This window comes from Allobosea sp. TAF32 (assembly GCF_052113585.1).
Taxonomy (GTDB): Bacteria; Pseudomonadota; Alphaproteobacteria; order Rhizobiales; family Beijerinckiaceae; genus Allobosea.
The window spans coordinates 193,694-207,788 of record NZ_JBFRDM010000013.1 but is presented as its reverse complement, the minus strand read 5'-3'; the positions used below and the strand labels follow the sequence as shown (position 1 = coordinate 207,788).

The following is a 14,095-nucleotide window of genomic DNA, read 5'->3' as shown; positions in this document are numbered from 1 at the left end:
TGGCGTGTTATCGATACGCCGGTGCTGGACGAAGCCGGGCCGTGGGAGACACCCCGCCAAAGCCGATCATCACGTACGGAATTGATGACCCGCCCCGGCGTACTGGCCTGCGGCCTTTTGTGTGCAATAGCTCTGAACTTGGTCGTCGTCGTCTTGGCTACGCGAGAGCAACTGACGCCACAATTCCCGTTGTCCGATCAGGCGCTTGAGACGCTTGAGCCACAGGTGACTGTCAAGCCGTTCGTCAGTTTGTCATCCGCACCGGAAGGCGTGGCATTCGCCGCTGACCTGTCCGAGGAACTGCTGACGAGCCTCGCGAAGCAGAAGCGTCTGCAGGTTTTTGCGGAAAATGGGCCGGTTAGTTCGGGGGCCGGTGACCGAGGCAGGCAAATTCCGCACCGGTACTTTGTTGAAGGCAGCATTCGCCAGGCAGCGGATAAGTGGCGCGTCAGCACGCGCCTGATCGACGCTCGTACGACTGCAGTGAAATGGGCCTACTCAACAAACGGCGAACTGCGGACCGGATCAAACTTGGCGGCCGAGCTGGCCGATTTGATTACCCTTCAATTGGACACCGCAGCGGCGGCATCATACGCATCGACGCGCACTGCAAGTCCTTCGAAACCACTGTCCGAGGTCGACAGCGGAGGATGGCCTTGAGATCGGCTTCGGAAGGCTCAATCTAGCAATTTTTGCCCAGTCACGCTTCAATTGGCCAGATTCCGGTCGACGTTTAAGACTCGGCCTATCGGTAGGCCAAGATCGCCTTAGCGCGCGGGAACCGTTCTGATTTTCTCCGGTTTTTATCCTGCCGCTTTCGAGCGCCGGTGAAATCCTTCATCGACGTGTTTAGGGGCATCCTCGGAAGGCGGTAGGGAGGCGCGTCAGAGTCGCACCTTCGGTGCGGCTTCCTTCGACTCTCTGCAAAATATCGTCCTGGAGGATGACGATGCAGAACTCGACCCAAACCCGCATTCTGCCGACATTCGAACCTATTGAGACCCCCGAGCAATTGCGCGAGGCACTTGAGCGCTTGCGACGGCTTGAGATCGCGGCCGAGGATTCTCCCCGAGCACGGGAGCGGGCCGAGCTTGAGCTCAACATCTGTCGCTATCTCGCTCGATGCGAAATCCGCGTGCGCTAGAATGAATACAGCATTGTATCAGGCACTTCTCGCACTCCTCGTCGAGGCCCACGACGTCACCGCTATGGCTCACAACGTGCTGGGGCCGGTCGATATTGACCCGGCCACCATCGACGCCGACGCACTCGCCGAAGCGTCCGACAAGCTCAGGCGACTCCCGGCGGAGATGGTGGCGCTGCAGTATAGTGGGGTTCGGTAGTTAAGCCCTGAACGCGGCTCGTGATGCAATGCCTCCCTCGGCCAGCACGGCGTTCCGATATTCGTGACGATCGGTGATTTCTTCTCCGACCCAAGCAGGAAGGTTGAGGGGCTGGTCAGCGCGTGTCAGCTCCACTTCCGCTAGTACCAAACCGGAGTGGGCGCCCCGAAACTCGTCAATATTCCAGATCAGACCCTCAGCTTCGACGATGTATCGCACCTTCTTAAGTTCGCGGTTTTCGCAGAGCGTTCTGAGTATCTCTTCACCGTCCGCAAGTGGTATCTCGTATTCGAATTCGGCCCGAGCGAGGCCAACGCGCGGCCCCTTTATCGCCAAGCACGCTTTGTCTGAAAGGCAACGAACTCGGACGGTGGCCTCTAATCCGACCGGGCTCAGGTAGCCTTGACGAAGCAAGCTTGCGGATCTGGCGCTCTGGCGCCATCCATCGCCGGTTACCAGAAATTTCCGTTCGATTTCTATAGCCATTGGCCAACATCACAAGGTTCGTGCCACTCCGAAACTACGGCCGAAGGCGGCGGTTCCGATCGGCCTTGATCTTGCGAACCGTTGCCCTGCTCCCAAAATTTTTCCCTGCGGTCCACTTCTAGGGAAAAGGAGGCCGTTTTCGCGCCCAAAAGCGACATGCCTACAGGAAGCCGATGCTGGGCAACGGCGGCTTCCTTCACTTGGCCGCTGGGCGCTCTGGCGGGCTTTTCGCGGCGCTGGAACCTCCTGAACTCGACCGCGTTCACCATCCGGATTTCCGAGAGGTGCCCGATCTGGCCAAGGTCGGACAAGGGGCTGGAGGCCCAGCGAACCCCGCCACCACCGTGGCGGGGTTTGCCGTTTCGGTGATCGCGACTACCGATTTGCGCACTAGCTCTCCAGGTCCCATCGATGCGGCCCGCGCTCGCTATCGCTCGGCTTTCCGATCGCCCCCTGTAGCCAGGTATCGCGACACCGCCAATTCCAAGCGGGTCCGCTCCTGAGCCAACGCGCTATTCGGCGGGGCGGACTCTAAGGCCCGCAACCTTGCCAATGCGGCCCGGTATTCAAATGGATTGGTTACGCGGAAGAAGACGAAGGCGACGCCATCCTGTTTCGAGTTGTCCATGATGCAGCCCCTTGTAACGAACATCAGTGACGAGCGATTCAACTGGCGTGATTGGATCGCTGTTCCAATCATTCAGCATCTGCCCTGGAGGGCTCTTTCGCACCTCTGGAACCCAGCGCCCCGCTCCGCATTGACACCTGTGGTATTGCGTCTGGAGTAAGAGTGCCATGGTAGCGGCGCGTGCGAACTGGAAGGGCAATCTGAAATTCGGCGAGATCAGGTCCGGTGGCGCTCTATACGGGTGCGAGCACCGCGGCGCGCGTGTCATTCGCGACCGAGCGGCGCGCGTCGAAGAAGGCGGCATAGCCTGACTTAAGCCCATTTGCGGTCCAGGACTCGGCCCATCGGTAGGCCGAGATCGCGGTAACGCGCGTGCGATCGTGCGGGCTTTTTCGCGCAGTCGGAACCCGGCTCCACGCGCCGCACTTCCTCCCTCAATCATTTTCAGCGTTCACGTCGCCACAATCGAACGCGATGCGCCCTCGATAGATCACTCGCCGATTCAGCTCCACCTGCATTGTCATCTCGCAACGGTCGCTGTCGGCTAGCGCATCGTACGCGGCCTCGGCAAAGGCCTTTCGCGCTTCCCGTCGGGCTGCGATGTCGCTTGGCAAATCAAGATCGACGGAGTGCGAGCGGTCGTTGTTGGTGATGAAGCGATACAGAGGCATGGCAAGTCTCAAAACCTACGCGGGTGAAGCTCAATCGCCGGCTGTCGTGGAAGCCGTGGGGGTAGTGATGTGCTCGAACGGCATTTCGCTGCTCCTTCGTCTGGAAGTGCGAACATGCGGGATGCCATCCAGTTCCACCGGAACGAATCACATCGGCGCCCGTTCGCGACTCGTTGGGCTGTTGAGTTGCGTTCGATGTGTGCGCGTCGGATTCTCAGAGCCGGGCTGGGCTGCGACACCGTCAAGGGGCCGCCGCTCAGCCGCCGGCGGAAGATCGTGCCTGAACGCGTCGAGCCGTGCGGGGCGCGGTTGAGCCGCAAGATTCCGCGCAGCGATGACTGGTACGCTTCCCGCCTCGTCCACCAAGAGCTTTTTGAAGCGCGCCGAAATCCGCTGTCCAACCCGAGCGCCTGGGCATCCTTTATCCGCTGGTGCGGACGTAGAAATCGTCTATGCCGCCGGAGACGCTATCCGCCCGGGCTTTGACCAGTTTGATCGTGGGATAGCGCGCCAGCTGCCGCCGCCTCGGCCAGGATGTCGAGCGGTGGCTTGTGATCGTGGCCGAGCATGCCATGCGAATGACCGGCGAAGCGATTCCGCGGCAGGCCGGTATCGAGAACGGAAACGTTGCGGCGGGCGCGGCCGAGTTGGAGGGCGCCGGCGAGATCGGCAAAGCTGCCTCCGATTACGATGACGTCGTCCGTGATGGTCGGCTCCGAATTGTTGATGAAGAGGGATGGATTCGGCTTGGCGTCAGCTTTGGCGCCCTCGATGCCGGTGGGCCGACCTTGCGACAACAACACGTCGACCTGCCGCAGCTTCGCGACGATCTCTTCAGGCTAATGCTTCCTCTGCGCCATAGCGGCAACCTCCAAGGCTCCAAAAGCCTACTTCACGGAGGACCACTTTTCAGGGGGCAGGCCAACGGGCGCGGCGCTTACTTACTGCACCCTGCCTTCGCATCGGCAGTACCTTTGACATGATCCATGGTTGTCTGGTTTCTGGGCCCTCCAACACCGCACTCAGATGACAACGATCTTGCACGATCTCATGCTGCCGCTGCACCACGTGAACTTCAGCCCGTGAAGATCCGGCAGATCGAGATCTTCCGTTCCGTGATGGCGGGCGGCTCCACCATCGCGGCGGCCACCGCGCTAGGGCTTTCGCAATCGGCCGTCAGCCGCCAGCTCACCCAACTCGAGGAGGAGCTGGGCTTCGAGCTCTTCGAGCGCAGAAAGGGGCGTCTGCTGCCGCGGCCTGAAGCTTTCGCCCTGATGGACGAGGTCGGCGAACTGACCTCGCTTGTCGCGCGGCTGAAGCGCTACACCGAGGATCTGCGAGCCGGAACCGTCGGCCAGCGCTTCCTGAAGGTGGCGGTGCCGCATTCCTTCATCGCGACGCTGATGCCGGAGGTGATCGAGACCTATCTGTCTGAGCGACGCGACGCATCGGTCGAATTGATCGGCGGCCATTACGACGCGATCGAACAGATGGTACTGGCGCGCGTCGCGGACATCGGTTTCGTTGGCCTGCCGCCGCGCGACAAGGGCTTCGATGCCCGCGAGATCGTGCGCTCCGAATCCGTCTGCATCATGCCATCAGGCCATCCGCTCGCGGCCAAGGCGACCCTGACGCCGCGCGACCTGTCGGGGCACGGCATTATCATGCTGGGCCGCCAACGCCCGGCGCGCCTGCGCTTCGAGCGGCTGTTGCGGCGGGCCGGCGTCTTCCCGATTGTGCGCATCGAGGTCCATTCCGTCGAGGCCACCTGCGGCCTGGTCGCGCGCGGGCTCGGCGTCGCCGTGGTACCGGAGCTGATCGCCGGGCTCTATCGGCACCTGCCGATCGAGCAGCGCCCCTTCAGCCCCTGCATCCACGGCGCCTACGGCATCGTCACGCTCAAGGGCGCGCCGCTCTCGCGCTCCGCTGAAGCCTTCATCGAGATCCTGAAGAACCGGCTCGAGGCGCAAGGCAAAGCATAGCCCGATGCGCTTTGCGCATAAGGTTGCGCGGGCTTCCGGTGCCGCCCATGGTCGCCACGATACGTGAACGGCGATCACGCCGCCGTATCGGACGCCGGGAGCCTTCGATGACAGTCTTCGTCATTCGACGACTGATGCAGAGCATATTGGTGCTGGCGGCGACCGCTGTCATCGTCTTCGTCGGCGTCTACGCCATCGGCGATCCCGCGGAGATGCTGATCGCGCCCGATGCGACGGCGGCCGAACGCGCGCAGGTCGAAGCGTCGCTTGGCCTCGACAAGCCGCTGCCGATCCAGTTCCTCGCCTTTCTCGGCAATGCGTTGCACGGCGATCTCGGGCGCTCCTTCGTGTTCAACCAGCCCTCGATCTCGCTGATCCTGGAGCGCCTGCCGGCCACGCTGGAACTCGCCTTCGTCGCGATTCTGATCGCGCTCGTCTTCGGCATTCCACTGGGCCTGATCGCCGGCCTGAAGCCGCGCTCGGTCGCAGACGAGACGATCATGACCGGTTCGATCCTCGGCTTCAGCCTGCCGAATTTCTGGCAGGGCATGATGCTGGTGATGATCTTCTCGGTCTGGCTGGGATGGCTGCCCTCCAGCGGGCGCGGTCCGACCGGGCATATGTTCGGCATCGAGACCAGCTTCGCCTCCTGGGAAGGCATCCGCCATCTCATCCTACCGGCGATCAATCTCGCACTTTTCAAGCTGGCGCTCGTCATCCGGCTGACGCGAACCGGCGTGCGCGAGACCATGCCGCTCGATTTCGTCAAGTTCGCCCGCGCCAAGGGCCTGAGCGAGCGCCGGGTCGTGCTGGTCCATGTGCTGAAGACGATCATGATCCCGCTCGTCACGGTGATCGGCATGGAGATCGGCTCGTTGATCGCCTTCGGCGTCGTCACCGAGACGATCTTCGCCTGGCCCGGCATCGGCAAGCTCCTGATCGACTCGATCATGCGGCTCGACCGCCCGGTGGTGGTCGCCTACCTGCTCGTCGTCGTCAGCCTGTTCATCCTGCTGAACTTCGCGGTCGATGTGCTGTATTCCATCCTCGATCCGCGCATCCGGCTGGGGCGCAACTGATGGCCTTCGCGAAACCCGCTTTGTTCGCGGCGCTGCGCCCCGATTCCGACAGTCTCCTAGCCCGCTCGCTGGCCGGTATCCTGAAGAGCCCGAAGGCGACGATCGCCGCCTTCGTCTGCATCCTGCTCATCCTGGCCGCCGTCTTTGGCCCGGCGCTGGCACCGCAGGATCCTTACGACCTGTCGACGTTGGACATCATGGATTCGAAGCTGCCGCCGGGCTCCGAGAGCATGAACGGTTCGGTCTACTGGTTCGGCACGGATGTGCAGGGGCGCGACATGCTCTCGGCCATGATCTACGGCCTGCGGACCTCGCTCCTCGTCGGCGCGCTCGCCGGTCTCGTCGCCTTGCTGGTCGGCACCGTGCTCGGCCTTTCCGCCGCCTATTTCGGCGGGCGCGTCGACAGCCTGATCATGCGGCTGGTCGATTTGATGCTGGGCTTTCCGACGCTGCTCGTCGCGCTGATGCTGCTCGCGATCCTCGGCCAGGGGGTGGGCAAGGTCATCTTCGCCCTCGTGCTGGTGCAATGGGCAATGTTCGCCCGCGCTGTCCGCGCCGCGGCGCTGGTCGAGAAGGGCAAGGATTACATCGAGGCGGCGCGCATGCTGGGCCTCTCGCGACCGCGCATGCTGTTCGGACATCTCCTGCCGAATTGTCTCTCGCCCCTCATCGTCATCGGCACGCTCCAGGTCGCGAATGCGATCTCGGCCGAGGCGACTTTGTCCTTCCTCGGCATCGGCCTGCCGATCACGCAGCCCTCGCTCGGCCTGCTCATCGCCAACGGCTATCAGGTGCTGCTCTCCGGCCAGTACTGGATCAGCGTCTATCCGGGGATTTTGCTGCTCATCCTCGTCTTCAGCATCAACATCGTCGGCGACCGCCTGCGCGAAGTGCTGAACCCCCGCCTGGCGGAGCGCTGAGCCATGACGCCGGTGCTCGTCGTCGAAAACCTCGAAACCCAGTTCGCCAGCGCGGCTGGCCTCGTTCGCGCCGTGGACGGCGTCTCCTTCAGCATCGACCGCGGCGAAATTCTCGGCCTCGTCGGCGAATCCGGCTCGGGCAAGTCGATCACCGGCTTCTCGATCCTCGGCCTGATCGAGCCACCCGGCCGGGTCGCGGGCGGGCGCATCCTGTTCCAGGGCGAGAATCTGGTCGGCCTCCCGACCGAGAGCTTGCGGCGCCTGCGCGGCAAGAAGATCGCGATGATCTTCCAGGACCCGATGATGACGCTCAATCCTGTGCTCTCGATCGAGACGCAGATGGTCGAGGCCGTGCTCGCCCATGATGCGGTCTCGTGGAAGGAGGCGCGCGAGCGGGCCCGCGACACGCTCGGCCTCGTCGGCATCCCCTCTCCCGAGGAGCGGCTGAAGGCCTATCCGCACCAGTTCTCGGGCGGCATGCGCCAGCGCGTCGCCATCGCCATCGCCTTGCTGCACAAACCCGACCTGATCATCGCCGACGAGCCGACGACGGCGCTCGACGTCACCATCCAGAGCCAGATCCTGTTCGAGGTGCGCCGGCTTTCCACGGAGTTCGGCATGGCGCTGATCTGGATCAGCCATGATCTCGGTGTCGTCGCCAGCCTCGCCGACCGCATTGCGGTGATGTATGCCGGCCGCATCGTCGAGACCGGCTATACCGACGACGTGCTCGACCGGCCGGCCCATCCCTATACGCGCGGCCTGATGGATGCCTTGCCCGCCAATGCGGCCCGGGGCGAGAGGCTGCACCCCATCCCCGGTCTTTCGCCTTCCCCGCTGGCACGGCCAGGCGGCTGCGCCTTCCGGACTCGCTGCTTCGCCGCGACCGATATCTGCCAGCAGGAGCCTGCATTGCAGGGAACCAGTCACAGCTTCCGCTGCCACCATCCGCTTGCGACCGGAGTGGCGGCATGACCGGAGCAATGATCGAAGGTCGCGGCCTCGTCCGGCGTTTCTCCCGCGGCCTCGACGCGGCGGAGAAGCTCGCCAGGGCGCTGGGCGCCAACATCTCCGAGGAGACCGTCCATGCCGTGGAAGGCGTCGACATCGCCATCCAGCAAGGCGAGGTGGTTGGCCTCGTTGGTGAGTCCGGCTGCGGCAAGTCCACGCTCGGCCGTTTGCTCGCCGGGCTCCTGCCGCTGACCGAGGGCAGCTTGCTCTGGCAAGGCAAGGACGTCGCCTCGCTTTCGCGCAGCGAAGCGCTGGAGATGCGCCTTGCCGTCCAGGTGATCTTCCAGGACCCGATGTCCTCGCTCAACCCGCGAAAGCGCGTCGTCGACCTTGTCGGCGAGGCGCCGCGGGTGCACGGCCTCATCCGGCGTGGGGAGGTCGACGACTATGTTGCCGAACTGCTCGAGAAGGTCGGCCTCGACCCCTCCTACCGCAAGCGCTACCCGCATCAGTTCTCCGGCGGGCAGCGCCAACGCATCGGCATCGCCCGGGCGCTCGCGGTCAAGCCGCGCATGATCATCTGCGACGAGTCGGTCTCCGCGCTGGACGTCTCGATCCAGGCGCAGGTGATCAACCTGTTCATGGACTTGCGCGAGGAGCTCGGCCTGACCTATCTCTTCATCAGCCATGATCTCGGCGTGGTGAAGCATATCAGCGACCGGGTCGCGATCATGTATCTCGGGCGCGTGGTGGAAACCGCGCCGGCCGAGTCGTTCTTCGCCGCGCCGAACCACCCCTATACCACCGCCCTGCTGGGCGAATTGCCTTCGGTCAAGGAGCGCCGGCGCGCCTTCACGCCGATCCGCGGCGAAATCCCCTCGCCGCTGCATCCCCCGGCAGGCTGCACCTTCCATCCTCGCTGCCCGCGCGTCTTCTCGCCTTGCGCCCAGGCCCGGCCGCTCCTGAAGCCGGTCGCCAAGCGGCATCTCAGCGCCTGCCATCTCAACGACGCCCCGGCCGTGCCGTTATCGGCCGGCGGCTGCGCCTGAGGAGGAGAATCTCATGAGCTTCAAGCCCCGCCTCGCCGCATTCCTCCCATTGCTCGCGAGCGTCGCCTGCCTCGGCTCGCCGGGAGGGGCGCAGGCTGCCGACCTCGTCATCGGCACGGCGAGCGAACCCTCCGCGATGGACCCGCTGTTCTCGCGCACCGGCCCGAACCAGAACATCGCCATGCAGATCTTCGACCGGCTCGTGGAGACGGATGCCCATCTGGGCATGCATCCGAGCCTCGCCGAGAGCTGGACGACGCTCGACCCGACGACCTGGCGTGTCACCCTACGCAAAGACGCTCGCTTCCAGAACGGCAAGCCGGTCACGGCCGACGATGTCGCATTCTCGCTGGAGCGGGCGCGCAATGTCCCGAACAGCCCGGCCCCGTTTTCCAACAACGTCTCGGGCGTGATCTCCGTCAAGGCGCTGGACGCGACGACGCTGGAGGTGAAGACCGACGCCCCGACGCCGGACCTGATGGAGCGGATCGGCTTCGTCTACATCCTCGAAAGGGCCGCCGCCGAGGGCAAGACCTTGCAGGACTACAACAAGGGCGACGGACTCGTCGGCTCCGGCCCTTACAGGTTCAAGGAATGGGTGCCGGGAGACCGCGTCGTCCTCACGCGCAATGATGGCTATTGGGGCGCGAAGCCCTTTTTCGAGACGGTGACGATCCGCTTCATCGCCAATGACGCGGCGCGCGTCGCGGCGCTGCGCTCGGGTGCGGTCGACCTGATCGACGGCGTCCCGCCCGCCGATCTGCCCGTGCTGGAGAAGACGGCGGGCTTGAAGGTGCATACGATCCCCTCGGCCCGGCTGATCTATCTCGCACTCGACACGGCGCGGGAGGAGAGCCCCTTCGTTACCGACAAGGATGGCAAGCCGCTGAAGCCGAACCCGCTCCGGGATTCGCGCGTCCGCCAGGCCCTCGCCAAATCGATCAACGTGCCAGCGATCGTCGAGCGTTTGCTCAACGGGGGGGGCGTGCCGGCCGGCCAGCTCGTGCCGGACGGTGTCGCCGGCTTCGACCCCTCACTCCAGCCCCTCGCCTATGACCTCGCCGGGGCCAAGGCCCTATTGCAGCAGGCCGGGCTGAAGGACGGTTTCGGCATCACCATCCATTCCTCGAACGACCGCTTCGCCGGGGACAAGGACATCGCGCAGGCGATCGGCCAGATGTTCGCGCGTGGCGGCATCAAGGTGAACGGCGTCGTCACGCAACCCTACAACGTCTACGCAGGCGCCGCGAGCCGGCAAAGCTTCTCTGCCTTCATCTTCTCTTTCGGCACGACGACGCCGACCGCCGGCCCCGGCCTGCGCAACCTGTTCATGACCGCCGATCCCAAGGCCGGAACCGGCGGCTTCAACCGCGCGCGCTATTCCAACCCCGCCTTCGACAAGGCGCTGTCGGAAGCGTTGACGCAGTTCGACGAGGGCAAGCGCATTGCCGCGATCCAGGCCGCGACGAAGATGGTCTTCGCCGATCTGCCAGTGATTCCGCTCTATTGGCAGAAGATCGCCTGGGCCTCGAAAGGCAACATCACTTATGAGGCGAACATGGCCGAGGACACTACGGCGGCGCGGGCGGGGCTGGCGAAATGAGCACCCTGTCGATGAAGGCCGGCTCTGAGCATCCCGCATCCGTCGCGACCGATGGCGATGTCGTCACGCTGAAAGACGTGATGGTGACGATGCGGGACGGCATCCGGCTTGCCACCGATATCTATCTGCCGGCGCGGGACGGGCAGCCCTTTCCTGGCCCGTTCCCGGTCGTGATGGAGCGCACGCCCTATGGCAAGGCCGAGCGCTCGCGCGCCGAGATCGGCCGTGGTGAGGCCAAGCCCATGGCGCGCTCCGATGTGGCCGCTCATTTCGTCCGGGCCGGCTATGCGGTGGTCTATCAGGATTGCCGCGGCCGCTACGGCTCGGAAGGCGAGTTCGTCAAATACGTTTCCGACGCGGAGGACGGCTACGACACCTGCGCCTGGATCGTCACGCAGCCCTGGTGCAATGGCAGAATCGGCACGATGGGCCTGTCCTACGCCGCCCACACCCAGGCGGCACTGGCTTCGCTGACTCCGCCCGGCCTCGCCTGCATGATCCTCGATTCCGGTGGCTTCTCGAACGCCTTCCAATGCGGCATCCGGCAAGGCGGCGCCTTCGAGCTCAAGCAGGCGACCTGGGCCTATAACCGGGCGCAGGAAAGCCCGGATGCCCTCGCCGACCCCGTGGTCGCCGCCGGCCTAGCCGCGGAGGATTTGCACGCCTGGTTCCGCGTGATGCCGTGGAGCGAGGGGCGCTCGCCGGTGCGCTGGGTGCCGGAATACGAGACCTATCTGCTCGATCAGTGGCGCGCCGGCTCCTTCGGCCCCGAGTGGAAACGGCCGGGCCTCTGGCTGGAGGGCTTTTACGACGCGGTGCCGGACATCCCCATCCTGCTGATGTCGAGCTGGTACGACGTCTATGTGAAGACGACCTTCGACAATTTCGCGGGCCTGGGCGCATCGGGACGCCGCCATCTCAACGTCATCATGGGACCCAGCCTGCACGGGAACCGCCAGTCCACCTTCGCGGGAGATGTTTCCTTCGGCGAGGCCGCGCCCTTCGACGGCAATGTCGGGACGAACTGGCTCGATTTCCGCCGGCGGTGGTTCGATCGCTGGCTCCGGGACGAGCCCAACGGGCTGGAGGCCGACCCGACGCTGCGCCTCTTCCTGATGGGCGGCGGCTCGGGCGAGAAGAATGCCGACGGGCGGCTCGTCCAGGGCGGGCGCTGGATCGAGGCCTCGAACTGGCCGCTGCCGGGCACGGAACGGCAGGATTGGTACATCCATGGCAACGGGCAGCTCTCGCGCGACGAGCCGGCCGCCGACGCCGCGCCCCTGACCTATGATTTCGACCCGGCCGACCCAGTCCCGACCATCGGCGGCGCGCTGACGAGCGGCCAGCCAATCTTCGAGGGTGGCGGCTTCGATCAGCGCGAGGGGCCGCGCTTCTTCGGCTCGCGCGCTGCCGGCATGCCGCTGATCGCGCGGCGTGACGTGCTCGCCTTCGAAAGCATGCCGCTGGAAGAGGACATGGCGGTGGTCGGGCCGATCACGGTCGAGCTCTGGGTGGCGTCCGACGCGCCCGACACCGATTTCACCGCCAAGCTTGTCGATATGCATCCGCCCTCCGCGGATTATCCCACCGGTTTCGCGCTCAATCTGACCGACGGCATCTTCCGCTGCCGCTATCGCAACTCCTGGGAGGAGCCGGAGCCGATCGAGCCGGAGGTCCCGTTCCGGATCACCATCGAGCCCTTCGCCACGGCGACCTTGTTCAAGGCCGGTCACCGGATCAGGCTCGACATCTCCTCCTCGAATTTCCCGAAATTCGACGTCAACCCCAATACCTTCGATCCGGAAGGGCGAGGCCGCAGGCGGCGGGTCGCTCGTAACACCATCCTGTGCGACGCAAAGCGCCCATCACGCATCATTGTCCCCGTTGTACCCTTATCCTCGTTGTCGGATCTGTAGCGCTTCTCCACGGCCTACTCCCCCGGCATCGCTGCAAACGACAGTGTTTGGAACGGGCCGGCCGTCCTCCCGCCACCGCCAGGTCGGCCGCTACGCTCTCCTGCGTATCGGTTAAACTAATCTCGATTGCATTGCTGTCGAAGCGAGGAATCTCTCCGCGGGAATTGAGCCAGGGATGACGCAGAATGCCTTCCCGATCGACATTCGCAAGGCTGTCATAGAGGGGATCGAGTATCTGCGTCTGGTACTGCGCCGGCGTCGCGATGCGCGGAGTAAAAATATCGCCGGTGACCAATGGATAACCCGTCGCGTTGTCGTCGCGATAGGCGATCAGCCGATAATCCTTTGCCCCGGCCATTCGGTCGATTCTGGGCACAACTTTGGCGGAGCGCGGCTAGCCTTACTGATGCGAGCTTTGCTGCCTCGCGGTATTCAGGAGCGAAACGGTTGCCCGGAGTCCGCCACCTTCCATATTCCTTAGCTCGACTTTGCTTTCGCGAAGGTGCGCAAGCGCAGCTTCCGCAATCGCCAAACCCAACCCGCTTCCGTTGTGGTGTTGCTCTCGGCCCCGATAGAAGCGCTGCATGACCAGCGCGAGTTCATCGACGGGAATACCCCGCCCCTCGTCTTCCACAAGGATGCTGCTCTCTCCGGCTCGCCAACGCCACAGGAGCCGACGAACTCTGCGCTGATGCCATGGATCTTCAAGCTCACGGCAAGCCCGTCGGCAAGGATGGGGTCGTCTTCGACGATCAGAACGCGCATGTCATTCCCTCGACGCCGGATTCCTCCCGTCAGCTTAAGGCTGCCTTAAGCTGGCGAAGCTCGATGGCCGCATCGTTCCCGAACGGGAACCGCAGATCTGCTTCGCGCGATACGATGGCTCGACCGCGAGCTCCGAGGAGCATTAGTCCTGATGAGCGTGGTCGCGATTACTTCTCGTTCGAGCCGATCGTAAGTCCTTATCTGGAGGGCGCCGATGAGATCGTGTTGCGCACCCCTATTCGCGAACCGTCGTCGAGGAATTACGCGCGGTGCCATGGGCGTGGTGGAACGGCGAGGACAAGGCCTGGCACGTTCCGTTTCGATCGTTCTATGAACTTCGCAGGAGATGGCCGGCGATTGAAGCAGCCGCGGAACGCAGCGACCCGGAAGCTCGAAGGCAAAGGCGCGAAGCGGCGAAATCCACCGCCGAAGACGAAGACGCGAAAGCAGCGGAGACCGAGCGCCGCCGCCGACGCTATCCCGTGCCTGCAAGCGAGCTGCCGCTTGACAGAGTGCTGATGTCCCATGAAGGGCCGCTCGTCGTCGTTGAGGTAACCGGCGAGCTCGTGCCTATGGAGACCGCCGCCCGGCATCACCCGTGGAGCTCCGGACTGCCCGACGATCTGGTCTGGGCTTTGTGGTGGCGTGCGACCCATGAGGAGCTGGTCAAAGCATGCGAACTGAGGTCGTAGAGGTTATTGG

Annotated in this window: 14 protein-coding genes and 2 pseudogenes; 11 read left to right on the top strand and 5 right to left on the bottom strand. The window is 64.2% G+C overall.

What is annotated here, in order from left to right:
- From AB4Z16_RS25985 to AB4Z16_RS25975, 3 genes and pseudogenes are all read left to right on the top strand, one after another.
- Window positions 1–660, top strand: a pseudogene (locus tag AB4Z16_RS25985) (hypothetical protein); the annotation flags it as partial.
- 289 nt (window positions 661–949) lie between these two features.
- The gene (locus AB4Z16_RS25980) at window positions 950–1,144 is read left to right on the top strand and encodes a hypothetical protein (RefSeq protein ID WP_441514200.1); all 195 of its coding nucleotides are present in this window, start codon (window positions 950–952) and stop codon (window positions 1,142–1,144) included.
- Window position 1,145: 1 nt separating this feature from the next.
- Complete coding sequence (locus AB4Z16_RS25975) at window positions 1,146–1,343, top strand: hypothetical protein (RefSeq protein WP_441514199.1); 198 nt, start codon at window positions 1,146–1,148, stop codon at window positions 1,341–1,343.
- Here the strand turns inward: AB4Z16_RS25975 and AB4Z16_RS25970 are convergent, their stop codons facing one another.
- The 3 genes and pseudogenes from AB4Z16_RS25970 to AB4Z16_RS25960 all read right to left on the bottom strand — a co-directional run.
- Complete coding sequence (locus AB4Z16_RS25970; RefSeq protein ID WP_441514198.1) at window positions 1,344–1,829, bottom strand: CYTH domain-containing protein; 486 nt, start codon at window positions 1,827–1,829, stop codon at window positions 1,344–1,346. It lies immediately after the preceding gene.
- Window positions 1,830–2,891: 1,062 nt separating this feature from the next.
- Window positions 2,892–3,128, bottom strand: coding sequence for a DUF6894 family protein (locus AB4Z16_RS25965; RefSeq protein WP_441514197.1), 237 nt, complete (start codon window positions 3,126–3,128; stop codon window positions 2,892–2,894).
- A gap of 430 nt (window positions 3,129–3,558) precedes the next feature.
- Window positions 3,559–3,835, bottom strand: a pseudogene (locus AB4Z16_RS25960) (NAD(P)/FAD-dependent oxidoreductase); the annotation flags it as partial.
- Window positions 3,836–4,210: 375 nt separating this feature from the next.
- On the opposite strand from AB4Z16_RS25960, the gene AB4Z16_RS25955 reads away from it, so the two are divergent.
- The 7 genes from AB4Z16_RS25955 to AB4Z16_RS25925 all read left to right on the top strand — a co-directional run bounded on the left by AB4Z16_RS25955 (window position 4,211) and on the right by AB4Z16_RS25925 (window position 12,628).
- A complete protein-coding gene (locus AB4Z16_RS25955; RefSeq protein WP_441514196.1) occupies window positions 4,211–5,110 on the top strand; it encodes a LysR substrate-binding domain-containing protein in 900 nt (299 codons plus the stop codon).
- A gap of 107 nt (window positions 5,111–5,217) precedes the next feature.
- Window positions 5,218–6,189 (top strand): ABC transporter permease, encoded by a 972-nt coding sequence (locus tag AB4Z16_RS25950; RefSeq protein ID WP_441514195.1) that lies wholly within the window; start codon window positions 5,218–5,220, stop codon window positions 6,187–6,189.
- A complete protein-coding gene (locus tag AB4Z16_RS25945) occupies window positions 6,189–7,109 on the top strand; it encodes an ABC transporter permease (protein WP_441514194.1) in 921 nt (306 codons plus the stop codon). Before AB4Z16_RS25950 ends, AB4Z16_RS25945 begins: the two co-directional genes overlap by 1 nt.
- Window positions 7,110–7,112: 3 nt before the next feature.
- Window positions 7,113–8,084 carry an ABC transporter ATP-binding protein gene (locus AB4Z16_RS25940; RefSeq protein WP_441514193.1) on the top strand — a complete coding sequence of 324 codons (972 nt, stop codon included), beginning with the start codon at window positions 7,113–7,115 and terminating at the stop codon, window positions 8,082–8,084.
- Complete coding sequence (locus tag AB4Z16_RS25935) at window positions 8,081–9,109, top strand: ABC transporter ATP-binding protein (RefSeq protein ID WP_441514192.1); 1,029 nt, start codon at window positions 8,081–8,083, stop codon at window positions 9,107–9,109. Before AB4Z16_RS25940 ends, AB4Z16_RS25935 begins: the two co-directional genes overlap by 4 nt.
- Window positions 9,110–9,122: 13 nt before the next feature.
- Window positions 9,123–10,712: an ABC transporter substrate-binding protein gene (locus AB4Z16_RS25930; protein ID WP_441514191.1), complete on the top strand. Its 1,590-nt coding sequence runs from the start codon at window positions 9,123–9,125 to the stop codon at window positions 10,710–10,712.
- Complete coding sequence (locus AB4Z16_RS25925) at window positions 10,709–12,628, top strand: CocE/NonD family hydrolase (RefSeq protein ID WP_441514190.1); 1,920 nt, start codon at window positions 10,709–10,711, stop codon at window positions 12,626–12,628. The genes AB4Z16_RS25930 and AB4Z16_RS25925 overlap by 4 nt, the downstream gene beginning before the upstream one ends.
- Here the strand turns inward: AB4Z16_RS25925 and AB4Z16_RS25920 are convergent.
- Together AB4Z16_RS25920 and AB4Z16_RS25915 are read right to left on the bottom strand one after the other, a co-directional pair.
- Entirely contained in the window at window positions 12,585–12,986 is a 402-nt protein-coding gene (locus AB4Z16_RS25920) for a hypothetical protein (RefSeq protein WP_441514189.1), read from the bottom strand. The two genes, AB4Z16_RS25925 and AB4Z16_RS25920, sit on opposite strands and share 44 nt — an antisense overlap.
- A 42-nt stretch (window positions 12,987–13,028) precedes the next feature.
- A complete protein-coding gene (locus tag AB4Z16_RS25915) occupies window positions 13,029–13,262 on the bottom strand; it encodes an ATP-binding protein (RefSeq protein WP_441514188.1) in 234 nt (77 codons plus the stop codon).
- A 400-nt stretch (window positions 13,263–13,662) separates the two neighbouring features.
- On the opposite strand from AB4Z16_RS25915, the gene AB4Z16_RS25910 reads away from it, so the two are divergent.
- Window positions 13,663–14,085: a hypothetical protein gene (locus AB4Z16_RS25910; RefSeq protein ID WP_441514187.1), complete on the top strand. Its 423-nt coding sequence runs from the start codon at window positions 13,663–13,665 to the stop codon at window positions 14,083–14,085.
- Window positions 14,086–14,095: the final 10 nt, after the last annotated feature.